21 protein-coding genes and 1 pseudogene are annotated in these 24,282 nt (G+C 67.9%); 8 read left to right on the plus strand and 14 right to left on the minus strand.

Annotated features, from left to right (window positions below; translation table 11 throughout):
- Positions 1-624 precede the first annotated feature (624 nt).
- From V5E28_RS44105 to V5E28_RS44115, 3 genes are all read right to left on the minus strand, one after another.
- Positions 625-1,269 (minus strand): M4 family metallopeptidase, encoded by a 645-nt coding sequence (locus V5E28_RS44105; RefSeq protein WP_336216122.1) that lies wholly within the window; start codon positions 1,267-1,269, stop codon positions 625-627.
- A gap of 154 nt (positions 1,270-1,423) precedes the next feature.
- Entirely contained in the window at positions 1,424-4,897 is a 3,474-nt protein-coding gene (locus V5E28_RS44110; protein ID WP_336216123.1) for an AfsR/SARP family transcriptional regulator, read from the minus strand.
- A 667-nt stretch (positions 4,898-5,564) separates the two neighbouring features.
- Complete coding sequence (locus V5E28_RS44115) at positions 5,565-6,215, minus strand: cysteine hydrolase (protein WP_336216125.1); 651 nt, start codon at positions 6,213-6,215, stop codon at positions 5,565-5,567.
- A 366-nt stretch (positions 6,216-6,581) separates the two neighbouring features.
- Between V5E28_RS44115 and V5E28_RS44120 the strand changes: the two genes are divergently transcribed.
- On the plus strand, positions 6,582-6,857 hold the full coding sequence (locus V5E28_RS44120) for a DUF1622 domain-containing protein (RefSeq protein ID WP_336216126.1): 276 nt from the start codon (positions 6,582-6,584) through the stop codon (positions 6,855-6,857).
- 175 nt (positions 6,858-7,032) lie between these two features.
- Here the strand turns inward: V5E28_RS44120 and V5E28_RS44125 are convergent, their stop codons facing one another.
- The 5 genes from V5E28_RS44125 to V5E28_RS44145 form a co-directional block, all read right to left on the minus strand.
- A complete protein-coding gene (locus tag V5E28_RS44125; RefSeq protein WP_336216127.1) occupies positions 7,033-8,712 on the minus strand; it encodes a hypothetical protein in 1,680 nt (559 codons plus the stop codon).
- A gap of 314 nt (positions 8,713-9,026) precedes the next feature.
- Positions 9,027-10,307 (minus strand): hypothetical protein, encoded by a 1,281-nt coding sequence (locus tag V5E28_RS44130; protein ID WP_336216128.1) that lies wholly within the window; start codon positions 10,305-10,307, stop codon positions 9,027-9,029.
- Between the two features lie 310 nt (positions 10,308-10,617).
- The gene (locus tag V5E28_RS44135; protein ID WP_336216129.1) at positions 10,618-11,610 is read right to left on the minus strand and encodes a zinc-dependent alcohol dehydrogenase family protein; all 993 of its coding nucleotides are present in this window, start codon (positions 11,608-11,610) and stop codon (positions 10,618-10,620) included.
- 1,081 nt (positions 11,611-12,691) lie between these two features.
- Positions 12,692-13,042 (minus strand): hypothetical protein, encoded by a 351-nt coding sequence (locus tag V5E28_RS44140; RefSeq protein WP_336216130.1) that lies wholly within the window; start codon positions 13,040-13,042, stop codon positions 12,692-12,694.
- Between the two features lie 216 nt (positions 13,043-13,258).
- A complete protein-coding gene (locus V5E28_RS44145) occupies positions 13,259-14,002 on the minus strand; it encodes a hypothetical protein (protein ID WP_336216131.1) in 744 nt (247 codons plus the stop codon).
- A 36-nt stretch (positions 14,003-14,038) separates the two neighbouring features.
- Here V5E28_RS44145 and V5E28_RS44150 point away from each other — a divergent pair, with 36 nt between their 5' ends.
- Both V5E28_RS44150 and V5E28_RS44155 read left to right on the plus strand, forming a co-directional pair.
- Positions 14,039-14,206, plus strand: coding sequence for a hypothetical protein (locus V5E28_RS44150; protein WP_336216133.1), 168 nt, complete (start codon positions 14,039-14,041; stop codon positions 14,204-14,206).
- Complete coding sequence (locus tag V5E28_RS44155; RefSeq protein WP_336216134.1) at positions 14,203-14,808, plus strand: DUF305 domain-containing protein; 606 nt, start codon at positions 14,203-14,205, stop codon at positions 14,806-14,808. Before V5E28_RS44150 ends, V5E28_RS44155 begins: the two co-directional genes overlap by 4 nt.
- A gap of 96 nt (positions 14,809-14,904) precedes the next feature.
- Here the strand turns inward: V5E28_RS44155 and V5E28_RS44160 are convergent, their stop codons facing one another.
- Both V5E28_RS44160 and V5E28_RS44165 read right to left on the minus strand, forming a co-directional pair.
- Positions 14,905-16,008, minus strand: coding sequence for an SGNH/GDSL hydrolase family protein (locus V5E28_RS44160; RefSeq protein ID WP_336216136.1), 1,104 nt, complete (start codon positions 16,006-16,008; stop codon positions 14,905-14,907).
- Between the two features lie 36 nt (positions 16,009-16,044).
- Positions 16,045-16,980: an NADP-dependent oxidoreductase gene (locus V5E28_RS44165; protein ID WP_336216137.1), complete on the minus strand. Its 936-nt coding sequence runs from the start codon at positions 16,978-16,980 to the stop codon at positions 16,045-16,047.
- A 131-nt stretch (positions 16,981-17,111) separates the two neighbouring features.
- Here V5E28_RS44165 and V5E28_RS44170 point away from each other — a divergent pair, with 131 nt between their 5' ends.
- A complete protein-coding gene (locus V5E28_RS44170; protein ID WP_336216138.1) occupies positions 17,112-17,663 on the plus strand; it encodes a MarR family winged helix-turn-helix transcriptional regulator in 552 nt (183 codons plus the stop codon).
- Between the two features lie 251 nt (positions 17,664-17,914).
- Here the strand turns inward: V5E28_RS44170 and V5E28_RS44175 are convergent, their stop codons facing one another.
- Positions 17,915-18,778, minus strand: a complete 864-nt coding sequence (locus V5E28_RS44175; protein WP_336216139.1) for an SMP-30/gluconolactonase/LRE family protein — start codon at positions 18,776-18,778, stop codon at positions 17,915-17,917.
- Positions 18,779-18,918: 140 nt separating this feature from the next.
- On the opposite strand from V5E28_RS44175, the gene V5E28_RS44180 reads away from it, so the two are divergent.
- From V5E28_RS44180 to V5E28_RS44190, 3 genes are all read left to right on the plus strand, one after another.
- On the plus strand, positions 18,919-19,743 hold the full coding sequence (locus V5E28_RS44180) for a class I SAM-dependent methyltransferase (RefSeq protein WP_336216141.1): 825 nt from the start codon (positions 18,919-18,921) through the stop codon (positions 19,741-19,743).
- The gene (locus tag V5E28_RS44185) at positions 19,740-20,375 is read left to right on the plus strand and encodes a TetR/AcrR family transcriptional regulator (RefSeq protein ID WP_336216142.1); all 636 of its coding nucleotides are present in this window, start codon (positions 19,740-19,742) and stop codon (positions 20,373-20,375) included. The genes V5E28_RS44180 and V5E28_RS44185 overlap by 4 nt, the downstream gene beginning before the upstream one ends.
- A gap of 291 nt (positions 20,376-20,666) precedes the next feature.
- Positions 20,667-20,807, plus strand: a complete 141-nt coding sequence (locus V5E28_RS44190) for a hypothetical protein (RefSeq protein WP_336216143.1) — start codon at positions 20,667-20,669, stop codon at positions 20,805-20,807.
- 312 nt (positions 20,808-21,119) lie between these two features.
- Here V5E28_RS44190 and V5E28_RS44195 read toward each other — a convergent pair.
- The 3 genes and pseudogenes from V5E28_RS44195 to V5E28_RS44200 all read right to left on the minus strand — a co-directional run bounded on the left by V5E28_RS44195 (position 21,120) and on the right by V5E28_RS44200 (position 22,573).
- A pseudogene (locus V5E28_RS44195) lies at positions 21,120-22,157 on the minus strand (IS66 family transposase).
- Positions 22,043-22,300, minus strand: coding sequence for an IS66 family transposase zinc-finger binding domain-containing protein (locus tag V5E28_RS49855; protein WP_442945971.1), 258 nt, complete (start codon positions 22,298-22,300; stop codon positions 22,043-22,045). Before V5E28_RS49855 ends, V5E28_RS44195 begins: the two are co-directional and overlap by 115 nt.
- Before the next feature lie 18 nt (positions 22,301-22,318).
- Positions 22,319-22,573, minus strand: a complete 255-nt coding sequence (locus tag V5E28_RS44200; protein ID WP_336216145.1) for a DUF6444 domain-containing protein — start codon at positions 22,571-22,573, stop codon at positions 22,319-22,321.
- 576 nt (positions 22,574-23,149) lie between these two features.
- Between V5E28_RS44200 and V5E28_RS44205 the strand changes: the two genes are divergently transcribed.
- On the plus strand, positions 23,150-24,256 hold the full coding sequence (locus tag V5E28_RS44205) for a tyrosine-type recombinase/integrase (RefSeq protein ID WP_336216146.1): 1,107 nt from the start codon (positions 23,150-23,152) through the stop codon (positions 24,254-24,256).
- The last annotated feature ends 26 nt before the right edge of the window (positions 24,257-24,282 follow it).

Consider the following 24,282-nt stretch of genomic DNA (forward strand, 5'->3'; position numbering starts at 1 on the left):
GCGGCGTTTCCTGGGCAATGCTCCGAGTGACGGGTAACTCCGCCGCCTGGTCGGCGGGCGTCAACGTGAACACGCAGACGATCGCGCTTACAACACACCACTTCCGCATGACCGCAGCCCCGCATCTTGAGTGACCAGAAATCACGTGCCAGCGGTGTGGCTGGAGACCGCTGCTGTACAAGAGCACATGATGACTGGGGGTGGCTTCTGTTCGGCTTCACTGGAGCGTCCACCGCCGCAGAGAGGGGCGTGGCGCCTCCGGGTGGTCAAGGCGCCCGTGGCGCTGTCAAGGAGGTGAGTCCCCGAGACATGGGAACGGAGATCCAGTAGACGATTGATCTTCCACAACCATCCGTCGGAGAACTGGATCTCCGTTCGTTGCCGAGTCCGCCACGTCTGTCGAGCTCCGCGTGACCCGCGTTGCAGGGTCAGCGACGCACCGATGGCTTGTCCCCTCACCCATATCGAGCTGACATGGAGGGAAGCCGGATACACGCTGCTCTCGGTCGATGTGCTGTGACCCGGCCGGGCACGTCATCGTTGCCACCGAGGGCGCAGATCACCCGGTCCGGCGGACCGAGGCCTCTGACCTCGACTCCCGCAGGCCCTTGCTGGGCCACGCAGTCACGTCACGTACCACATGAACCACGTGGCGCCTTGGGCATGGAGAGTGTCGGTCACTCCGACCGTCACCCGGTAGTCGCCCGTCTTCGTGGGCGTACCGGAGATCAGGCCTGAGGCCGAGTCCATGGTGAGTCCCGGAGGCAGCCCTGTCGCCGAGTAGGTCAACGTCCGTTCGCCGGGATTTGTAGCTTCGAGTCGCAGGCTGGCCGCCTTCCGCACGGCGGTCTCCTGGTCTCCCGGGTTGACGGGATATGGCGTCTGCTCCCCGGGGAACGGGTGGGCGCCGCCGACTGATACGGCGGACCACGCCGCGTTGACCGTATTGTATTCCAGGCTGTGCGCCCCATAGAGGTCGGCTGCAGCTTTCAGGGTCGCGACCCGGGCGTTGGAGTGGTTGGTCTTGGCGGTGAAGTATTCGGTGAGGGCCCGATACCAGATTTTCTCCGCCTTGGCGTTTCCGATGCCGGCGACCGGCATGTTGTTACAGGTCGGACTGCTTTCGCCCTGAGCGGGGTTGCTGCCGACCGCGAGCAGGTAGAAGAAATGGATTGCCGGACCGGAGCTACTCAGATGGGGGATATCGCGGTTGATAACTGCTTTCGCCGGCCGGCGGTTAGATGCGCGGTGTGGATGATATGCTACCACAGATCGAATGTGTAGAGGTTCCACGTCGCGACGAATAGCGCTCGGTGCGATACACCGGGGTATGCGGTCTGAGCAAAGGGGTGGGGAATCGAGACGATCGCCGCGCCGCACATGGCGGCGATCGGAGCGACGGTCGAGCCCGGCTATCCAGCGATCATGCCCCGTAACGGGCGAGGTGAGTGCGGATGCTCTCGACGTCTACCCCGCTTTCGTCCGTCCGGTCGATGCCCAGCGAGGTCAAGACGGTCAGGGCCTGGGTCCAGTGGTGGACGGCTCGGTCGTGGTGTCCGAGGGCGGCGTGGGCGTGGGCGAGGCCGTCGTGGGCGCGTGTCTGGTCGGTTGGATGGCCGAGGTCCGAGGCGAGGGCGAGTGCCTCGCGGTGGCAGTGGAGCGCCTGATCGTAACGGCCGCTGACCTGCTGCAGGCGGCCCATGCCAGAGACGGCTTCGAAATGAGCGTTGCGGTTGCCGATCTCGCGGGCGAATTCGAGGGCCTGCTCGTAGCACTCACGGGCTTGCTCGTGCCGTCCCTGGATCAAGTTCAGATGGCCGAGCGCGTTGAGGCTGTTGAGCTCGCCGATTCGATGCCCGATACTGCGAGCCAGGCTCAGGACCTGCTCCAGATAATCGGTGGCCCGCCCGGGCTCTCCCCGCCTCAGATGGTTGTAACCGAGGCCGAGCAGCGCTCGCAGTTCGCTGGTGCGGTGGCCGATCTTCCGGGCGAGGCTCAGCGTCTGCGCGAAGCATTCGACTCCTTCTTCATACCGGCCCATAACTCGATAGACATTGCCGCAGCCGAGCAATGCTTCGAGCTCACCGGTGTGGTGTTCGACCGCCCGGGCGAGGCCCAGCGCCTGCGTGAAGTAGTCCGCGGCCATGCCGTACCTGTCCAGGGCGAGATGGTTGCTACCGAGGTTGTTCAGTGCTCGGAGGTGGCCGGTGCGGTGACCGATGTCCCGGGCTATGGCCACGGCATGGGTGCTGGCATCGATGGCGGCGTCGTACTGGCTCTTCGCGTGACGGATCTCTCCCAGCCCGAGGAGCGCCTCCATCTCCCCGATGCGATCTGACGCCGCACGGGCGGCGGTCAGCGCCCGGGTGAGGAGGGTCTCCGCTTCTGTGTGGCGGCCGCGGATGCGCAGGCACCGTTGCAAGGTGGCCGACAGGTGCTGGATGTGCTGGGGGAAGCCGTGTTCGGCGGCGTATTGGGCGAGGGTGAGGAGGTTGGCCAGCTCCGCGTCGAGCCAGGTGGTGGCTGTGGCGGTGTCGGTCATGGATGTGGTTTGGGCGGGGGGACGAGGGCGGGTGTCGGCCTCGTAGGGGTAGAGGCGGTCCATCGCGGCGGAGGCGGCTTGACTGTAGTAGTCGAGCAGGCGGGTCAGCGCGGCGTGCCGTTCGGTCCCGGATTCCTCGGCGGTGGCCGTCTCGGCGGCGTGCGCCCGGATCAGGTCGTGGAAGTGGTAGCGGCCGGGGATCGGTTCTTGGAGCAGGTGGACCTCCAGTAGCTGGTCCAGTAGCGCCGAGGCGCGTGGCGTGGTGGTGCTCAGCAGGGCAGCTGCGGCGTCGGCGGCGAGGTCGACTCCGGCGTGCAGGCCGAGCAGGCGGTAGGTGCGTTGTTCGGTGGTGGTCAGTTCGCGGTAGGACAGGTCGAGTGCTGCCGTGACGCTGCGTTGTCCGGCTTGGAGTACGTCCAGGCGGCGTTCGTGTTCTTCGAGCCGTTTCAGCAGGTGGTTCACGCTCCAGGCAGGGTGTGCCTTGAGCCGGGCGGCTGCCAGCCGGATGGCCAGTGGCAGTAGCCCGCATCGTCGTACGACCTCGGCCAGCAGTTCGTGTGGCACGTCTGCGATGCGGTCTCGTCCTGCGGTGCCGGTGAACAGGGCGATCGCGTCGGGTAATGGCAGGACGTCCACTGAGACCGTCCTGACGTCGTCCAGGCCGACGAGTCGACGGCGGCTGGTGACCAGGACGAAGCAGCCGCCCGTGCCGGGTAGGAGGGGGCGGACCTGGGCTTCGTCGGCGGCGTTGTCCAGGACGATCAGCATTCTTCTGCCGGCCAGCTGGCTGCGATACAGGGCCGCGCGGTCGTCGATGTGCTGGGGGATCGATTCGCCGGGGACGCCAAGGGCTCCCAGAAGGCGGGCGAGGGTGTCGGCCGGGTCCGCGGGGGCCATTCCGCGGGTGTAGCCGTGCAGGTCGACGAACAGCTCGCCGTCGGGGAAGCGGGGGGTCAGCAGGTGTCCGGCGTGGATGGCCAGCGCGGTCTTGCCGACTCCTGCCATGCCGTCGATAGCGGTGACCACCACGGTGGCGGCGTCACCGATGCGGTCGAGGCAGGCCAGTTCCTGCTCCCGGCCGACGAATGCTCCCACGTCGGCAGGTAGTTGCCGGAGCATTGTCCGTTTCGGCAGGGGGCTGCCCCGTCCTTCGTTGGTGGCCTGCATGAAGGTCGACAACTCTGTGGCGTCCAGGCCCAGCGCCTCAGCAAGCGAGCGCACCGACGTGCCGCGCGGCCGTCGCAGCTCGCCCGTCTCCAAGCGGCGAACGGTGCGGACATTGAGGCCCGCCCGCAACGCCACCTGCTCTTGTGTCAGCAGAGCCCGTGCCCGCCAGGTGCGCAACAGCACGCCCAGCGCATGTCCCTCCTCTGGCGGGCTCGCCTTCGCCCCCTCGCGTGCATCCGACGACACGACCGAGGCTGTCTCTCCTGCTGTCGACCTCGTTGCCACGGCGGGAATCGCGAGCGCGTCGCCATCCGCCTGCGAATGCAGCGGGTAGCGCTCCTGGGGCTCGTACTGCTGGGTGAGGATGTCCTGGTGGAGCTGGCGCAGTTCGGCGTTGGGATCGATGCCGAGCTCCTCCTTGAGGACGTGAGAAACGGTGCGGTACGCGTCGAGGGCGTCGGCCTGCCGCCCGGTCCGGTAGAGGGCGGTCATGAACTGGGCCCAGAACCGCTCCCGCAGGGGATGCTCAGTGGTCAGGGCACGCAGCTCCGCTACGAGCGCAGCGCTCCTGCCCAGGTAGATATCGATGTCGATGCGGCGTTCGAGGGCATGGAGGCGTTGTTCGATGAGTGGGGGGACGTCGATCTGGTGGAGTGCCTGCGACTCGACGTCGGCGCATACGGGCCCACGCCACAAGGCGAGAGCCTCATGAAGGAGACGCCCTTCGAGCACGGGGGTCGTCGCGGTGGCGGCCGTCTCGATCAGGTGCTGGAACTCGAGCAGATCGAGCTGGCCGGGCTCCAGGCGGGCGACGTAGCCGCCCGGCTCGGTGAAGATCATTTCGCCCAGGCCCAGGGACTGCCGCAGACGCGCGATGTTGGTCTGCAGCACCCGGCGCGGGTGTTGCGGCGGGTGCTGATCCCACAGCCGGCCGGCGAGCTGGTCGAGCGAGACGGCCTGGCTGGGCCGGAGCAGGAGCGCCGCGAGCAAGGTCCGTATTTTGCCACCCGGGACGGACACCTTCGTCCCGTCTCGAACCACCGTCAAGGGGCCGAGCACCGAAAATCGTATAGGGATCACAACATCTCGCCTTCTACGCCCATAAATACGTTCGTCCGATCGCTTCCGGCAGCCGTTCTCCTCGATCTCGGCGTATGGGCTCCGCTCCCGGCGTATGCGGCGTCTCATCGCCGCTCGACCGGCTGGTCGGCTGGATCAGCGGTCCCGCCTTGCGATGCGCCACGACCTTCCGCGCGGCGGGCATGGTTTCACTGGCCCGTTCGAAGGCGCATCGGGCCGTGGCGACGAAGAGCAGGTCGACAGCCCGGTAGCGAGAGGGCACCAGGGCCGGTCGCCGGCCGATGCAGCTCGCTGCGGCAACACCGGACAAGCGACACCTTCGCGGTCCCTGGACGCCGCCTGGCGCCCTGTTCACTTCCCCTCGTCCAGGCCATCAGATTCTGGCCCACCCTGCGTGAGCACAACAGGCCAAGAGGTGGGACATTCACCGGACATCTTGTTTCTCCTGCGCGCCGGGATCGCGTAAAGCACCTGCCGCGGAAGCTGGGGGCATGGCCCGGGCATGAACGGCCGGCGGCACCTTGGAGGGTGAGGTCAGCGGGGACCGGCCGCCGCGGGAGAAGCCTGCGAGGAGCGGGTCGAGGCAGGGTTCAGTGGCGCCTCGTCATCGGCGGATGACGGCCAGGCCATCTGCCGGTTGGCTCAGCCGGTGCCGGCCGTTGGCGGAGCGAGCCGGCCACAGCCGAGTGCGTCGAGGTCGGGCTCAGCGCCTCGGCGCGTATGCGGGCGGTGTCCAAGAAATCCCAATCGCCCTAACTATTTCGCTGAGATCACCTCAGTGGAGCATGCGATCAATCACTTCCGAGGTCGAGGGCACCGCATGGGCGAGAAATCGGTAGTTGATGATCGCCGCTTCGTAGCCATCACCCCACTCCGGATGCCGCGGTCCAGCGGTCGCGTCCCTGACGACGGCCACCTCGAAGCCCTGCTCGAGGAATTCGCGCAGATGGGATTCGACGCACATGTTCGCCAGCATGCCGCCGAGAACGACCTTGTCGATCCCCCGCTTGCGCATCTGCAGGACCAGATCGTTGGTCTGCGGCCCGAATACCTTGTGCGGACTGGCGACGATCGTCCTGCCATCTTCGATGTAGGGCTTGAACCGAGCCAGCCAGTCTGCTCCGGAGTCGCGGAAACCGGTCAGATTCAGCGGGCCGACTCGAGCAAAGGTCTCGGTCCGGGCCTCCTCGGTCTCCAGCGGTCCATTGAACTTCCAGCCGCCATCGGTGGGATAGAAGTAGTGGGGCGATATGAAAACGTGATATCCCTGCTCCTTCGCGGCCTTGAAGATACGCTCCATGTTCTCGATCGTGCCGTTTTCGGTGACACTCGCACCGACCGCATCCCAGCTCGTTCCGTTTTCACTCAGTACGTCGTTCTGCGGGTCGATGAGCACTACTGCGGTGTCGGACTGCTGGATTTCCATTGTCCTTACCCTCCTTTTGCCGTCTCCCGACCTCCTTGGCCCGCCGACAGCAAAAAATGGGCCCGATTGGACGGCTAGACTGCGGGCCATACCCCTTCCGGGCTGCAGCAATCTTCAAATGCCGACGGGGGCGAGGTCGCTTACCGAGATGGAAATACTTAGACGATCGGTCGAGATCTGGATTACTGTCGCTGCCATCAGACTGACGTAAGTGCTTCCCGATCAACATGGTGGCTGCCTGCGCGCTTGTCCTGGTGCCCGGCAGGGATGCGCCGAGCGCCGCCCGAGTGATGGAGGGGAAGAGCGGTGCACTTTCAGCACGTCGTGCAGTGGGTGGGTGCGGCCCTTGAGGGTGTGGGAGTAGCGGTGATCGTCATCGGGGCTCTGGCTGCCACCGTAGCCGCGGCTGTCGCCATTGTTCGCCGCCAAACGGACGTATACACCGGCTATCGCCGTCGCCTTGGGCGGTCGGTCCTGCTCGGGCTGGAGTTCCTCGTCGCCGGCGACATCACTCGTACCGTCGCTGTCTCGCCAACGTATGCGAGCGTCGGCCTGCTCGCGGCAATCGTCGCTATTCGCACATTTCTCAGTTTCTCCCTTGAATTGGAGATCACCGGACGCTGGCCCTGGCAGAGGGGCTGACGGCTCACCGAAGGCCATTGCGAGGCACGAAATATCATTCGGGCGGTCTCCGGAAGTGATGGAAATTCGCCACCATCGCCAAGACGGTTTCGGCCGAGCAGGGCACCGGTCACCGCCTCTCCCGAGCCCCTTCCCGCCTATCGCGGCCCCCTCACCCTGGAGTCCTTTGATCGGCTCAGCCATTGAGTCGATCAGCGAGCTGTGCCAGATAGAGGGAATTCGGCGCCAGGCCGGGTCTGTTGGTCCCCTCCACGTAACCGATCTGGTGGTTGGTGTGCCAATTCACCCCGGTGACGGCGCCCGTTGTGCCGATGGCATAGTTCTGGGCGGTCGGCGGGGTCTGCACGCACACCTTCTTGCCATTGTCGACCGTGCAGTTCCACGCGACACTGTGCACCGATGACCAGCCGTGGGACTCACCCTGGTCGCCGCGGTTGAACAGGCCCAGGACCCAGTCCTTGTCGCTCTGGCTGGACAGTTCCCGAATGTTGTCGTACAGCAGGCCCTGGCTCCACTTGTGGTGGCCGCCGGACTCGGCGTAGCCGTGCTCGCTGGTTCCGTTGAGCCACACGATTCCCGAGCAGGTGCTTCTTCCCGAGGCGCCGAAGGCGTGCCGTGCGTAGGTGGATTCGAGGTCGCGGAAAAGAACCTGCTGAGCCCGGTAATCGGCGCAGAAATTGGTGCGCTTGCCCCCGACGATACTCGAGCACGGGTAGCCGGCCGCTACCGACTGGATCGTCACCCGGGTGCTGCGCTGCACATAGACGCCGGAAATGGAGAACTGCACCAGCTTGCATTCCTTGACCCAGGCGTCCTCGGCCCGGCTGACGATGATGCAGCTCTGCGGATGTTCCTCGCTGTAGGGCGACGGGTTCCCCATGTCGATGCGGAGGTCCTCGACGCCGACGTTGCGGACGAGCCCTGCCTGGTCCCAGACGTAGACGTAGGACTGGGACAGGGACCGCCGCAGATCGTTGAAGACGGGCGCGTCGATGACGATGTCGGCGCCGACGATCTCCTTGATGTACCTGTTGTAGATGATGGGCAAGGTGCCAGGGCTCCACGGGGCGTCCTTGTTGACGCCTCCGCCGTTGACCGCGTCGGTCCACTCCTGGGTGTGCGGGTGGCAGATGATGATGTTGTCGCCGACCTTCAGGTTGGCCGTCGAGGCCAGGGTGAGCCGGCGCTCACCCGCCTTGACCAGGCTTGACGTGACGCCGGTTGTGGTGCCGGACACCCGCGTGTCCCATTCCCCGGAAGTACCGCCGACCCAGAGAACTGTGCTCGCGCTCCCATCGGCCGTACCGGTGATGACCGTGTTGACCGACGGGTCGGCCCACCTGCCGACTCCCCGCAGCACGACCCCGTCACGCCTCATCTTGATCACGCCACCGACCCTGTAGTGACCGGCCTTGAGCAGCAGCGCCCCCCGGAAGCCACTGGAGGTGAGCGGCATCGCGCCGACCTCGTCGAGCGCGGCCTGGATGTGTGCGGTGTTGTCACCGCTGACCGGGCCGATCTCCTTGACGACGGGAACGGACGGTATTGCTCTCTCGCCGTTGCGATAGCCGGCCCAGCTGAAATCCGGGATCATCTTGCCCCGCGGATCCGCCTTGTAGACGAGCCGGCCGTCGCCACCCGGGTGGACGAGTTGGGAATGCCACGCGGCCGCGTGCGCGGCATCGGGCGTCAGCGCATCGTCGGCCAGGGACGCGGCCATGCCCGCGACCACGGCACCGGCTCCCCCTCTCAGCAGGCTGCGTCGGGAAAAAGTTTGGGGCACGATGACATCTCCGCAGATTGCCGGGAACAACGGGCGTTCAAGTGATGAAGAGCAGAGCACTGCCGCATCCATCGCAGCAATACGTCGAAGGCATCGGCCATCCCGTCGCTGCGAGACTTCAGCACCTCGAAGGACTCTGAGGCAGTTTTCAAATAGTCAGCTGTGGCCACCCGCTAACGGGACTTTTTCGTTCGGATGCTCGTCATGCCCCGTCGAGTCGGCACACGACCAACAACGTCGAGTCGGCCTTCGGCTCGAACCTGGCTGGACAGTCCAGCGAGCTACCGCGCTCTTGAGATTCTCCGCAGGTCGCGACGGACCACCTGTTCCATGATCGGTCTCACCCCCAACGGCTGTCCCTGTTCCTCGACCCCGAGGTCCGAACGTCAAGCCCACTCAGTGACGCGGAAGACCGAGAGCATGTCGTGCCGACGAGGATCCGCCTGGTCGTTGTACGGGTAGAAGGAAGTCTCGACGCCGACCCAGCCACGCCACCTGGCGTTGTCATCGATGATCTGCAGCAACGGATAGACATGGGAGTTGCCCTTGTAGCACTGGCTGCCCTTGGCCAGGCAGCTGCACCAGTGCCAGTGCGTGTCACGGCGATCCTTGCTGGTCACCTGCTGGATGTAGTTCTGCAGGCTTTGGTCTTTGTCGTACGGCGCCGCGCACTTGCAGTTGCTCGTCGATGCGGTCTTGTAGGTCAGGCACCAGGTCGTGGTGGTGCATCGAATGTACTGGCCCATGTTCCAGGTCCTGTCGACGTATGCGATGCTCCCCTTGGTCGCGCGGTGATAGGTCATCGTCAGCGGCGTGTCATGCCCGAGCACCGCCTCCATCGGCCGCCGCACGGTCAATCCGGCGTTGCTGCCGTAGCCGTAACCGTGGGTGAACTTGCGGGCGTACTTGAACGTCAGGCGCGCGTACGTACCGTCAGGCGCGGTTTCGACCCACCATTCCTCGGTGCGCCACGCGGTCTGGTCCCAGGCGATGTTGACGTATTGACGTCCGGAAGCGTCGGCGTGCATCGTGAAGGACCCCGCTCTGACCTCTGTTGCGGGGGTGAGAAACCCGTTGGCGGTCTTGATGTCGCACGGCCTTACGGTGGTCGACGTGCCGGAGCACTTTCCACCGGGAACGGTGCCCGTGCCGACGCGGGCGGCCGGTGCGGTCTGGCTCCAGGCCCAGGTGTCGCTACGTACCCGGCCGTTGGAGGTGAACCTGTAGGTGCCCAGGCGCACCCAGTTGCTTCCGGATGCTTCGTGCAGTGATCCGAAGGAGATGACGTAGTTCGCCTTCTCTCCAGGAAGTGCGGCGGCGCTTGCCGGACTTGCCGGGCCGAACAGCGCCGCTACCAGTAACAGCGCGCAGCCGATGTAGCGAATCATGAGCTTGGTTCCCTTGGTGACGATCATCGAGGCGGGAACTGTATCGTCCGGCGGTATAGCGAAGGTATGCCGGTCATGACTCCGCGTCGGGATGGCCTCTCCCTGCAGACCCGACCTCGGTCGTAGGTTCATGAGCAAGCCATGGGAGTTGGAGAGCAGGTCCGCGTAGGTGTCGTACGTGCGACCAGAGCTGATGAGCCAGATTTCGTCGAGAATCGGCTCTGCATGACCGCCAACGGTCATCTCGATGATTGCTGGCGTTACCACCTCGCCCGGCAACACGGCGGATGGTGGACAGGAGTTGGACGGTGGGTGGCCCAGCGTGGCGGATGCCTTTGTCACTCGGGCGTCGTTCGCGGTAGCTGCTGCGTCGGGTGCGTTTGACAGGGCGGGGGTAGGTGCGGTGGCGGCGTTCGGGGTTGCGGTTGCGGGGGTCGGCCGACCTGGTGGACAGTTCTGGTCCAGAGATCGTTTTGAGGTTCAGGGGAAAAGGCCGCCCGGTCGGTGACCGAGCGGCGCACGATCCGGAGGGTGGCCAGGAACTTGATCCGGTCGGGATCGACTCCGGCCGCGGTGGCGGCGGTGCAGATCAAGGTGGCCAGTCGACGTCGATCACGATCTTGCCTTGGGTGGCACCGCTTTCCACGGCCGCGTGGGCGTCGGCGATGTCGGCGAGCGTGAAGCGCCTGGGGTCGAGCAGCGGCTTGAGTGCCCCCGCGTCGGTGAGCGCGGCCGCCTCGCGCATGATCTGTCCGTGGTGCTCCCGCCCGCGGCCGGTCAGCAGGGGCAGCAGGGTGAAGACACCGGAGTAGGTCGCCCCGCGGAAGGAGAGGGGCGCGATGCTGTGGGTCCCCCAGCCCAAGGCGCTCACGACGTGGCCCGTGTAGGTGCGTATCGCCGCGAAGGACGCGTCGAGCACGGTACCGCCGACGGTGTCGAAGATGACGTCGAAGCCCTCGCCGCCGGTGTGCTTGGCGACGTACTCGTCCACCGCGGTGGTGGTGTAGTCGATGGGGGTGGCTCCCAGGCGCTCGACGACCTCCAGGCGCGAGGGCGAGGCAGTGGCGAAGACCTCGGCACCGCGGGCCCGGGCGATCTGCACGGCCACGTGGCCGATGCCGCCTGCCCCGCCTTGGATGAGGACCTTCTGCCTCGCATGGACCTGAGCCCGGTCGACCAGGCCCTCCCAGGCCGTGATGACGACCAGGGGCAGAGCCGCAGCCTCGCGCATGGTGAGTGAGGCCGATTTGCGGGCGAGCAGGCGGGCGTCAACGGCCGCGTACTCGGCGAGCGAGCCCTGCAGATCACCGACGCCACCGGTCATGCCGTAAACCTCGTCGCCGGGCGCGAAGTCGCTGACGCCCGCGCCGACTTCCTCGACGACGCCGGCCAGATCCAGGCCGAGGACGGCCGGCAGCGTGCGCTTGGCGTGGGCAGCCTTGCCAGTCCGAATCTTGATGTCCAGCGGGTTGACGCCGCTGGCCTTGACCTTTACCAGTACCTGGCCTGGACCGGCGGCAGGCTTCTCGATCTCGCCGAGGATCAGCGGGGTGTCGAACTCTTGCAGAACCACTGCGCGCATGGCTGCGCCTCTTTCCTGTCTTGTCAGGTGAGTGTGAGGTCCGGCCCATCGGAGAAAGGCTGCAGGGCCGACACCCAGGTAGCGGCCATGAGCCCAAAGAGGCGTTGGCACACGTCGATCCTGGTGGCAGACCTCCTGAGGAAAACGCGACCACCGAGTAGTGGAGCGCGGCGCAAGTCACCTGCCGGCGGGTGCATGCTCTGCTGCTCGCGCGGCGTCGGCATGGCTCGATCCCGTTCGGACGCTGCGTACCGACTGCGGCATTCCCACCCTGATGCACATCGACGACCCGGCCTCCCCCGACCGCCATAGCCACTGACCAGTGCGTTCTCCCCGATTGGTAAGTCTGCCACGGTCTGGCGCCAATGCTTGCGAGCGGACTCGCCCTCGACGCCGGACAGCTTCATCTGGACGCGGCATGCTTCGCCGACCACGGCCAGCGCCCGAAGACCGGGCAACGAGCGCGTTGGGAAATCCGCGAGCCGGCTTGGCTGTCACGCCTCGGCTCGTGTGAGCAGGAGACGCGCCAGTGTGGCTGGGCGCCGGTCAATGGGGCGCGGGCGCGGTTTGACCGGGCGCGGGTGCGCATGCTCAGGGAGTGGATCGTGACCCCCGGCTGTCGCGCTGGCCTGCACGCTTTGGGCAGTGATGCTTTTAGTCCAGGAGACCTAAGGTTTCAGGCGTTTCCCAGCCCATCAGACGCCGCTCGGCGCCGGATTTCCCCTGCGCGCACTCGGACACGAGCACTGGTCAGGCATGACGAGATACGCAGGAGCGCGACAACCTGCGGCACGAGGACTCCCCATCCCCTTCGCCTCACCGCTGCCCCGTACTCCGCCATACCGCCTGGACAGTCACCTCCCGCGGACGCGATCGAGCCTTTCAGGATGCTCAGACCCGGCGCGGGAGGTGCCGCCGGGGAGAGCCGACCCGCCGAAGCCATGGCCGCGGCCGCCTTCGTATCCACATTGACGACGACGTCACCGGCGCGTCCGCCGGGCGAATCGGGAAGCGCACCATGGTCCGGCCCCGGAAAAGGCCGCGGCCCTGCGTCCTGGCGGGCTCGGCTACGCACCTCCGGCTAGAAGGCGCAGGGCGGCGCGGTGCCGGGCTGCACCCGGACAAGAGCTGCGTTGCGGAACTCGGCCGGGACGGTTCCGCGTCCCACGCACAACACCTTGCTCGCCCCGGCACTGTTGATGAGCACCGCCTGGCAACCGGGCAGTGGCTCGTTGACGAATGTCTCGATCGTGAACGTCTGGGGCTGGGACTGGGCGGGCGGTTGGCAGGTGTCGTAGACGACGGTACGGCTGGCTGTCCCGCCACTCAGGGTCAACCGCCCGCTCGCAGCCTGGGCGGGGCCCGTCGCGGCGAACATCGTCAGGCAGGCCAGGGCCAATCCGGCGCCCAGCGCTTTGAGGAGAGTTCTCATGATTCAAGCCTGTATCAACCCGGAAACACCGTCGAGGACGGCAACCGGTCGTTACGCGGGCATTTATCGGTGAGTGGACAGGCTGTTTCCGGGCGCCGGTGAATGCGTCCCACCTCCGGTTCGGAAGGCGCGCCCACCACGGCAGGCGGTCAAGGTGACGGAGCTGATCGCCGTGCCGGCCGTCGCCCGCGCCGGTCCGTTCGCTGGTTGACGCGGTCAGAACGGAAGATCGGGAAGTGCCGGGCGGCTGCTGTAGCGGTGGCGCTGGTACAGGTAGAACAGCACGAGATGCACGGCGGAGGCGAGCAGGCCGAGCGCGATCGCCGCAGCGAGCGGCAGCACCTGGGCGGTCAGGAGCGTGATCCCCGCCCCGGTCACGATGCTGTTGATGGTGGCGATCATCATGGCGATGGAGAAGAAGCCGATGAGCCAATCGCGCCGCCGTCCGATGCCCAGCGTGGCTGCGGCGGCAGCGACGACGTCGTCCTCCGCCGGTCCTGCCCAGGGAATGATGTACGCGGCTGCCTGCGGGTAAAGCTCGCGGTAGTACCGACGGATGCGAGCCATGGCGCTGCGGCACTGGATGTTCTGCAGCCCCGTGTCCACCAGTCGTACGCTGGTGAAAAGCCCGAGGATGACCAGCGAGGGTAAGAGGGCCGACGCCAGCGGCGTGAACGCGGGCGAGGGCGGGGCCGCGAAGCCGAGCGCCACCAGTGAGCTGGACAGCGCCATCACGTACAGCGTGGCCCGGGCCGATTCCTCGCTGGTGGCCGTGCTCGCGGCGGTCTGCAGCACGAAGTGCTCGGTCGTGAGAGCGGACATGAAGGCAGGATGGTTGTCGGTCACGTGCACATAGTGCCCTCCGCCGGTCAGGTACGCGAAGGCCGGTGTCACCGCGGCTGCCGCCGGACCGGCCAAGGTGAGCAGGGACATGAGCTTGACCGAGACGGCGGCGATCACCAGGCTCTCCCCTCCGTCCAGGCGACAGGAGAGGCCATGCGTCCTGCCCCGCACTACGACTTCTTCAACGCCTGGCACCCGCCGATCCTGCAGACGCTGGTGAGCCACTGCGTCAACGGCGGTTTGCCATACGACCCGCGCGGCTACGACCAGTACAAGCCGCACCGCGGGGCCGCCCTCGACGAGGACTACGACCTGCCATGAACCGCACTGGCCTGCTCCTCGCCCTGCTCCTGGCCGCCGGATGCGCCACGGGCCCGGAGCAGGCCGCCGCCTCCGGCGGGCACCACGCCTCCCACGCGGCTCCCGCCCCGGACGGCCCCTCGGGCAGCCCTGCCAGTGAAGGCTCCGCGTCCCATGGTGGATTCAACGGCACCGACGCCGCCTGGGTGCAGCTCATGATCCCGATGATCGACCGCACGATGCCGATGCTGGACCTCGCCGCGCACGAGGCCGCCGATCCGGCGGTCAGGCGCCTGGCGGCCTCGCTCGGCCCCGCGCATCGGGCCGAGCGGGCCCGGCTGGCCGAGCTCCGGAAGTCGGCGGGCATATCGGAGGTCAATGTCCACGAAGGTCATGACATGCCGGGCATGGTGACGGCATCGCAGCTCGACGCCATGCGCGCGGCCGGCGGGAAGGAGTTGGACGAGCTGTTCCTGCGCTGTCTGCGCGACCACCTGGACCAGTCCGTGCTCGTCACGCGTGGCGAGCGGGCCTCGGGCTCCGATCCGCGCGCCCTCGCCCTCGCCGCCGACCTCGAACGTGCCCGCACGGCCCAGCTCGCCCGCCTGGACGAACTCACCTGATGATGTCGATGACGGCGGCGGGTTTGCCCGTCGGCCCAGACCTCAGGCCCGGACCGCCGCAGCCCAGAGGGTCGCAGCGGGCTGACGATCACGGCTCTAGAGGGCGAGGGTTTCCAGGTCCACGGCGTCGGCCATGGCCCGGGCGCCCTGGTCGTTGAGGTGCATGCCGTCGCCGCTGTCCAGTGCGGGGTGGATGTAGTCGGGGGCTTCGGGGTTCTCGACAGCTCGGGCCACATCGAAGACGGCGTCGAAAGTGTCGGCGGTACGGATCCAGTCGTTCACCTCGCGTCGGGCGGCGAGGCCCTCAGGGGTGCTGATCCCTGGGTAGACGGCACCCGCGAAGGGGCCGATGGTGGCGCCGAGGATCTTCAGGTCGGCCTTGTGGGCGCGGTGGGCCAGGGCCTTGAAGCCCTCGATGAGGGAGTCGGAGGTGGCGGGAGGCTCGCCGGACATGCCGGGGAGGCCGAGGTCGTTCAGGCCGAGGTGCACCAGAACGTGGGTCAGGCCGGGAATCGAGAGGACGTCGCGGTCGAAGCGGCCCAGCGCGTGCTCGCCGACCTCGTCCCGCAGCAGGCGGTTTCCGGCGATCCCCTGGTTGACGACCCATCCCCGCTTGAGGCGCCGGTTGAGGACGTCCACGGAGCGGTTGTTCGCGCCGGTCGTGGAACCGACCCCTTCGAACCAGGAGTCGCCGAACGCCACCGCGATCGTGGTGTCGTCAGGGGTGAGCACGTCGACGCCCGAGACGTAGAACCTGGCTTCCACCTGCTCAGCCCCAGGGAGTGCGGGAGAGGTGACGTGGTTCCCGGCGACGATGTGAGCGGTCTCCATGGGCTTGTGGGAATAGGTGGCCAGGCCGGTCTCCTGCGGGAGGTAGAGGCTGAGGAACAGGTCGGCGCCGGGGGCGATCGGGAGATCCATCGGATCGCCGACGGCCTCCTCACCCGGCGGGATGGTGAGCCTCTCGGCGCCGTCGAAGGTGAGGGCGGCCTGCCCGTGCTCGGTGGCGGCCGTCGCGGCGGCGATGGTCAAGGGGGTGCGGCCGTAGAGGTTCGTCAGGCGTATACGCAGGCGTTCTCCGCCGCCGGCCATGTGGAGCACCTGACGCACTGTCTGGTTCGCGAAGCCGCGCGGTTCGGTGAGCTGGATCTGCTCGTAGGGACTGATCACAGCGGTACGGAAGCCGGCTGTCCAGATCATGATCGCTCCATTCGTAGCCATGGGAAATGTCGCCGCTCAGGCGGGGATCAGGACGGTCTTTCCGGCCAGCCGTCCGGCGATGGCCTCGTCGTGGACGGCGGCCAGGTCGGCCATGGGGCGCCGCTCGGCCACCTCGATCTCCAACTCGCCGGCGTCGACGCGGGCGATCAGCTCGGTGAGCTGGGTGGCGTCGCTGCGCGCGAACATCCGCACCGTCCGCACCCCGCGCCCGACGTCGTCGGGGCCGGGGGTGGTGGTGCTGACGAAGACTGCGCCGTCGGCGACCAGGTCGACCAGCCGTGCGGTCTCCTCCGGGCTGGTGGGCACCAGGTTCAGCACCACGTCGAATCGCTGCCCGGCCACCGCCTCCGGAACGGGGGTCGCGGTGTAGTCGATGATCCGGTCCGCGCCGTAGGAGCGGACGCGGTCGAGGCTGCGCGCGCCGGCGGTCGCGGTCACGCCGGCACCGGCCCGCTTGGCGAGTTGAACCGCGTACCCGCCGACCGCGCCGCCCGCGCCGTTGACCAGCACCGACTGCCCCGCCTTCACCCCGGCGTGCTCGAACAGCGCCTGCCAGGCGGTGAGGCCGGCCGACGGCAGCGCCGCGGCGTCGGCGAGGTCGATCGTGCGCGGGGCGGCGGCCAGGGTCTCGGCCGGGGCGGAGGCGTACTCGGCGGCGGCACCGGGCGCGGTCATCGGCAGGAACGCCACCACCGCGTCTCCGGCCTGCCAGCCGCTGACCCCCTCACCGACCTCCGTGATGACTCCGGCCACGTCGAAGTTCGGAACGTGCGGGAAGGCCACCGGAAACACTTCCCGCAGGTGACCGGCGCGGATCGCGGCGTCCACCGGGTTGAACGAGGTGCCGGCGACCTGCACCACCACCTGCCCCGGTCCCGCCACCGGACGGTCGGCGTCCTCGTAGACCAGGACGTCGCTGTCGCCGTAGGAGTGGTAACGCACTGCCTTCATGATCTCTCCAGACTCGATGCTTTGAAGTCGAAGCATGTGATGACAGTAACCTGCTTCGACTTCAAAGCAATACCGTGCGAGTGGGTGACCTTTCTCACAGTGCTTTGAATTCGAACATATACGGTGGGGGGATGACGGACACCCGCCCCGCCCCCGACGCCGCCGGCCAGGCGCTCGATCCCCAGCAGCTGGGGGCCTATTTCGTGCTCATGGAAGCCGTCAGCCTGCTCCAGCACCAGGTCGAGCAGCAGCTACGTACCGAGGGCGACATCAGCTACGTGCAGTTCCAGCTCCTGGCCCGCCTGGCCCACGCGCCCGGTCACCTGACCATGACGCAGCTGGCCGACGGCGTCGTCTACAGCCGTAGCGGCCTGACGTACCAGGCCGGACTGCTGGAAAAGGCCGGCCTCATCACCCGCGGCCCCAGCCCCGACGACGAGCGCGCCACCCTGGTCGCCATCACCGAAGACGGCCGGGCTCTCCTGGACCGCGTCCTGCCCGGCCACATCCAGGTCTCCCGCAGCCTGCTGTTCGACCCCCTGACCGACGACGACCTGCGCCACCTCGGCGACATCATGACCCGCGTCCGCGACCACATGCGCACCCAGCCACCCCGCTCCGCCGCCCCCCGCAAGCGCCGCCCCGGCCCCACCTCGCCGCCCCCGGCCGCGACGCAGTCCTGAACCGGAATTCCGCGCGGCCTGGCGCCGAGGCTCGCTGGAGGCGGACGGCATGGACCCGGTGATCACCGAACGGCTCGGCCCGCGCCGCCCGGCATCGGAACCGCCAGCGGTGGTACCCAGGTCGGCTCCACTCACCGTTCCGATGGTGCGGCTGAGCGCTGTCTCTTCTCACCGACAGCCCAGGCGAGCGCGACGCGCCGTACCGACCGGGACGCGCCGTACCGACCCGCCAGTCCGAGCGGCGCGCGGCGTCAGAGTGTGGTGGGCAGGACCGGGCGGCCGCGGACGCCCGGGTCGGCCGCGAAGACGGCGCCCGCGTCGGGCTCCCGCGTGCGGTCGGCGCCGAGGGCGGAGGTCGTGATGAACAGCCGGTCCAGCCCCTCGCCGCCGAAGGTGACGGCGGTGACCTTGCGCACGGGCAGCGGGACGATCTCGTCCAGCTTGCCCTCCGGCGTGTAGCGGTGCACCGCCGAGCCCTCCCACAGCGCCACCCACACCCCGCCCTCGGCGTCGACGGTCAGCCCGTCGGGGGCCCCTTGGTCGGGGTCCACCGCCACGAACGGCCGTCGCCCCGTCAGCCCGCCCTCCCGGTCGTAGTCGAGCACGTCGACCCGCCCGGTGCTGGTGTCGGCGTAGTAGGCGAGCTCGCCTCCCGGGCTGAAGTCGAGCCCGTTGGAGATGCCGACCCCGGGCAGCACCACGTCCAGGACCCCGTCCGGCCCCGACACGTACAGCGCCCCCTTGCCGGGACTCTGGTCGTAGGCCATGGAACCGATGTAGAAGCGGCCGTCCGGGTCGCAGCCGCCGTCGTTCATCCGGACGGTCTCGTCGCTCCACGCCTGCCCGAGTGACCGCAGTGGCGCGTCGAGGTCGTCGTCGTCGGCCAGCAGCAACTCGCGCTCGGCCGCGACCAGGAACCCGCCGGTGACACGTGGCCGGACGACGGCCGCGAGCACGCCCACATGGCGGCGGCGCACCGCACCACCGGAATCGAGCGCCAGCAAGTCGCCGGCCAGCATGTCCACCCACCGCAGCCCGCCCCAGCGCGCGCACCACACGGGCCCCTCGCCGTGCTCGGCGTCGGGTCCGGTCACGGTGTGCGCGGCGATGGTCATGACTGCCTCCTCGTCTCCCCTGCCCCGGAGGCAGTGCCGTAACAGGATATTGATCACTTCACTCCCCGGCCATGACCTTTGACACTCAAGCGTAATGAACGTATGTTCATGAACGTGCGTTCATAATCCAGGAGGTAAGCATGACGATCGTCAACACCCATCAGTCCGAGGCGTGGAACGGCTACGAGGGCACCCACTGGGCCGACCACCACGACCGCTACGACGCCACGAACAGCGGTTTCAACCACCACCTGCTCCAGTTCGCCAGCGAGGACGACCGGGTGCTGGACGTCGGGTGCGGCAGCGGCCAGGTGACGCGGCTGGCCGCCCGCCGGGCCCGGCACGCCACCGGCCTGGACCTGTCGGCGCCCATGCTGAGCAGGGCCCGCGCCCTCGCGTCGGAGGAGGGCATCGGCAACGTCGACTTCCAGCAGGGCGACGCGCAGGTCCACCCGCTCCCGGCCGGAACGTACGACCTGGCGGTCAGCCGCTTCGGGATCATGTTCTTCGCCGACCCGGTGGCCGCCTTCGCCAACATCGGCCGGGCGCTGCGCCCCGGCGGGCGGGTGGCGTTCCTGGGCATGCGGGACCTGGCCGACCACGACCTCCGCCTGGTGTTCGAGACCCTGGCGGAGCACCTGCCGCCACCCCCTCCCTCCCCCGACGGCACCTCCCCCACCTCGCTCTCCGACCCCGCCCACGTCCATGAGGTCTTCACCGCGGCGGGATTCACGCAGGTGGAGGCCACCCCCGTCGAGGCGGAGCAGGTGCTGGGCACGGACGCCCAGGACGCGGCCGCCTTCCTGGCCGCCTGGGGCCCCGTCCGCTACCTCCTCGGCCGCGCCACCCCCGCCGCCGCAGCCCGCGCGACGGCCGCCCTCGCCCCCGCCCTGGCTCCCTACGAGCGGGACGGCGCCGTACGCCTGCGCGGCGCCGCCCGCCTGATCACGGCCGTACGCCCATGAGCCCCCGCAAGCCGGCGGCCCTGGGCGACAGCGAGACCCTGCCCGCCCATCTCGTCGCGGCCGCCGAACGCCTGATCGCCTCCCAGGGCGCCGCCGGCCTCACCGTGCGCGCCATCGCCAGGGAGGCGCAGGTCGCCGACGGGGTCCTCTACAACCACTTCGCCGACAAGGAGGAGCTGATCGCCCTGGCACTGCACGCGCACGTCCGCACGGTGGAGCAGAGCCTCCCCGCCCTGCCCGCCGAGGCCGGCTCAGGAGAGCTGGAGGACAACCTGCGTACGTACGTCACCTACGGGCTGGCGCTGCACCTGGCGATCATCCCCGCCTTCGCCGGCCTGCTCAGCCGGCCCACGGTCCTCACCCGGTTCGCGGAGCTGGAGAATCCGGTCGCGCAGGGGCGGGGGTTGCGCGCCGAACTGGCCGCCTACCTGCGGGCCGAGCAGACCCTCGGCCGCCTGTCCGCCACGGCCGACCCGGACGCCGCCGCCACCATGATCGTCGGCGCCTGCCACGAGCTCATCCTCCCGCACCTCTTCCACGGCACCCCGGCGGCGGAGATCGAGTTCCCGCCCGGCTTCGCCGACCACCTGGTTGCCACCTGCTTGAGAGGGATCGCGCCGGATCAGGCGTAGGGACTGTGGCCGTACACGCCGTCCGCGCGTCCGCCCGGCCCACTACCACGACCGCACACGGCCAACTACCGGCGGCACTGGCAGTTCGCCATTGTCCGGCGCGGGCCCGTCCCACATGGCCAAGAGTCCGGAGTACCGCCCCCGGCTGATTTAGGTCACCTGCGGGCCGGTCGCCGATACCGTCATGGTCAAGATGCTCAAGGGGCAAGCGCTGGCCGACTGGACCACTCGCTCGAACAACCTGGCGCAAGCCTTCCCCCGCCGCGACCCGCTGGCCACGCGATTCCCGCCTTGCCGATTCCGGAGAGCACCAACCTGGAGGCGGTAGCGATCGGGCTGCGCGAGGGCGGCAAGCCCTGGACGCTCAAGGTCCACGGCACCCATGTCCTGGTCACCGATACCACCGGCACCGGAAAGGGCTCGATCATCTGATCCACCGTCCGGGGCCGTCGCGCGCATGCAGGACCCGGGCGGGCCTGTTCGCCGACCACCTCCGCTCTCACACGATCTCCGTCGAATAACCGTTCGTCCTTGTGATCGTCGATGCGTGGCGTTCCTGACCGCCTACCAACGAGACAAGAAGGTTAAGGACCGCATCCGCGCCGCCCTGACCACCCTCACCCGAGGGCAGCGCGGTCGGCCGGCGTCCTGTCCACGCTCCAGCACCCACGCAAGGAGGTCATGAACATCCGGAACCTGTCCCGGACGAGCTGGCCATGGGTATCCATTCACGCCTGTGATTGATCAGGCGTTTTGTGGTGGCATCCAGGGGTTTTCGGACAGAGCGTCGCGAAGGGCATCGAGCGGGTGGATGCCGTGGTTGCGGGCGGTGCCCAGGTAGGAGCGGATGAGGCAGTAGCGGGCGGCGGTGCGCACGCTGCGCCAGCAGCCGCCGATCTTCATCTGCAGTTTGACCATGCGCTGCGGCTGCTCGCAGGGGTTGTTGGTGAAGGGCACGGCGAAGTCGACGGTGAACCGCCACACCGGCGCGGCCCTGGTCTGCAGCCGCCTGGCCAGGGTGTAGCCGGAATGTCGGCCATCCGGCCAGTCCCGGTGCATGTTGGTGGCGATGCCCCAGGCCACCGCCTCGTCGTAACGGGCGCGCAGCCCGTGCAGAACCTCCGCCTCCACGGCGATGGCGCCCTCGGCGCGGGCTTTGGCGACCGCGGCCTTGGCGTCGGTCAGTGCGCTCATGACCGGCTCGGTCCAGCAGCGCTGCACCCGGCTGCCGACGGCGTCCAGCTCGCCGATGCCGCGCAACGATCTGAGCAGATGCGCGCAGCACAGCTGCACCGCGGCCAGGTCCTTGTCGTACTTGGCGTAGCCGGCGTAGTCGGCGTAGTCGTCGCGGACCAGGGTGCCCGATAGCCGGGCAGAATCCCGACCCCGTCCAGCGCTGCGTGGCCGCGGTTGTCAGCGGCGCCGAAGAGACCAGCCGGCCGGCGCGGGCGGTGTAGACATACAGCAGCCGATCGTCATCGTTGGCGGAGACGCGCGGGCGGGGGTCTCGTCGTGATGCAGCACCGGCGCGGCCCGCAACGCGTTCTTGAGCGCGTTCTCGAAGCCGGCCAGCCGGTCGGCGACGCGCTTGACCAGCCCGCCGGTGAACCCAGTGGAAACAGGCGCGTCCAGCAGCACGCCCACCAGGTCGGCGGCCCGGCTGATGCTCATATGCCCGGCGCAGGCCAAAAGTGCGGTCGCCGCGCGGACGTTCGGGCCGTAACAGCAGGGCCCGGCCAGCCCCTGGTAGCCGCCCGGGTCGTGCGACGGCAGGCCGGGCAGGCGATCTGGAGCATCCGGTACTCCGTCACCTGGAGTTTCACCGGCGGTGTGTCGAACATCTGCACCCGCGCGACGACCTTCCCCTCCAGATCGGCCAGCACATGACCGCACCCAGCGCATGCTTCGGGGGCGATGACGGCGATCTGGTCCGGATCGCTCCGCTAGGCCAGCGCATGCCCTTCGTGCCTGTCCTGTCCACCACGCGGCCGAGACGAGCGCTTCTTGGTCTTCTTGGCGCGCTTGGCCCGCGCCGCCGGACCGTCCGAACCCGGCGGCATCGAGGAGTTGGACGAATCCATCCCTGCCCGCCGTTTCAACTGCTCGACCTCGGCCATCAACGCGGCGATCACCCTGTCCCGCTCGGCCAGCGCAGCCAGCAGTTCCTCACGACTCCAACTCGCGGGATCGGGGGTCACCAGCTCAAAATACGACGACCCATCCCAAGATCCGTGAATCCAACGAAACGGGCGCGTCTACCTCAAATCAACCCCAGCTCAGCGACAGGCGTGGATGGATACGGCCATGGGACTGGGCGAATCTGAGCAGGTGGACATGGTCCTCGGCGACGGCGCGAGGGCCCGGGGCTCTGGAGGACTCCCCGGACGCCGAAGACCGTTGATCTTCGCCACCACGAACGGCAGCCCCTCCAACCCAGCAACATCAACCGTGAGATCCATAGGCTTCTTCGGGAGCCGGACTCCGCAAGATCCGCTTTGGACCTTCGGCACTCGTGCGCCACGCTTCTGGAACAAGGCGTGGAACTGGTCACGATCAAGGAGCTCTCGGGCACGCCCACATCTCCATCACCGCCGACACCTATGCCAAAGCTCGGGAATTGCATCAGACGGGCGAGAAGCCGCAGGTCGTGAGGTCAGGGCGGCGGCTACTGGGGCTTCCGGAGCCTTGGGTCTTGGCTGCCTGATCAGCGAGTTTGCCAGAATGATCCCGCTTGATGCAAGATTTGCTCTTGAAACGGGTTGGATCTTGACGGGGTGGAGGACTGGTTGCGGCGGGCTGAGCTTGCGGGTGCGGCCCACATGGAGTTGGTCTCCGGCGTGGTGCAGTTGCGTCCGGAGGACGCGATGGTCGAGGCGATGTTGCGGGGCTGGCGGGCGCAGCAGACGGCGCGCGGGCTGAAGGACGACACGATCGTGCCACGCGAGCGACTGGTCCGCCGGTTCCTGGACTTCACCAACGAGTACCCGTGGGCGTGGTCACCAGGGCACATGGACGAGTGGTCGCTGCATATGACGGCCGAGCAGCATCTGGCGCCGTCCACGATCCGCAGCTACCAGTGCACGCTGCGGCAGTTCACCGAGTTCCTGATCGATGGCCGCTATGGGTGGGCGGTGGCGTGTGAGCAGGCGTTCGGCCCAGGGCGGCATCCGGTGGCGATCGCACATGAGTGGAACACGATCGCCCACCTCAACGACTACGAAGGCAACCCCGAGGCCCGGCCGTTCAGCCGCCAAGAGCTGCAGCGGTTCTTGGACTACGCCGATGACCAGGTGGAACGCGCGGTGAAGTTCAAGCGCAAAGGCGCCCTGGCCGCTTACCGGGACGCGACCTTGTTCAAGGTGATTTATGGGTGGGGGCTGCGGCGGACGGAGACCGCCAAGCTGGATGTGATGGACTTTGGACGGAACCCGGCTGCTCCGGAGTTCGGCCGGTTCGGGATGCTCAACGTCCGCTACGGCAAGGCCAAGAAGGGGCAGCCGCCCCGGCGGCGGAACGTCGCGGCGGTGATGGACTGGGCGGTCGAGGCCGTCGTCGACTACGTGGAGAACGTACGGCCCCGGTTCGGTTGTGAGGATCATCCGGCGTTGTGGGTGACTGGACGCGGCGGTCGGGTGAAACCGGCCGAGATCAACGCCCGGTTCGTCGCCTACCGGGAGGCCCTGAAGCTACCGTCTGCCCTGGCCGTCCATAGTCTGAGGCATTCCTATGTCACGCATCTGACCGAAGGCGGGGTTGACCGGAGATTCATCCAGACCCAGGTCGGGCACGAGAGTGATTCCTCGACGGCGGTTCTACACCCATGTCAGCGACGACTTCATGAACACCGCTCTGCGGCGGGCTCTGGGCCCGGCCCTCGATAGCGGCCACGGTAGTCGGCCAGGACAGA

Origin of the sequence: Nonomuraea sp. LPB2021202275-12-8, assembly GCF_037044575.1 — a bacterium.
In the GTDB taxonomy this organism is placed as follows: domain Bacteria; phylum Actinomycetota; class Actinomycetes; order Streptosporangiales; family Streptosporangiaceae; genus Nonomuraea.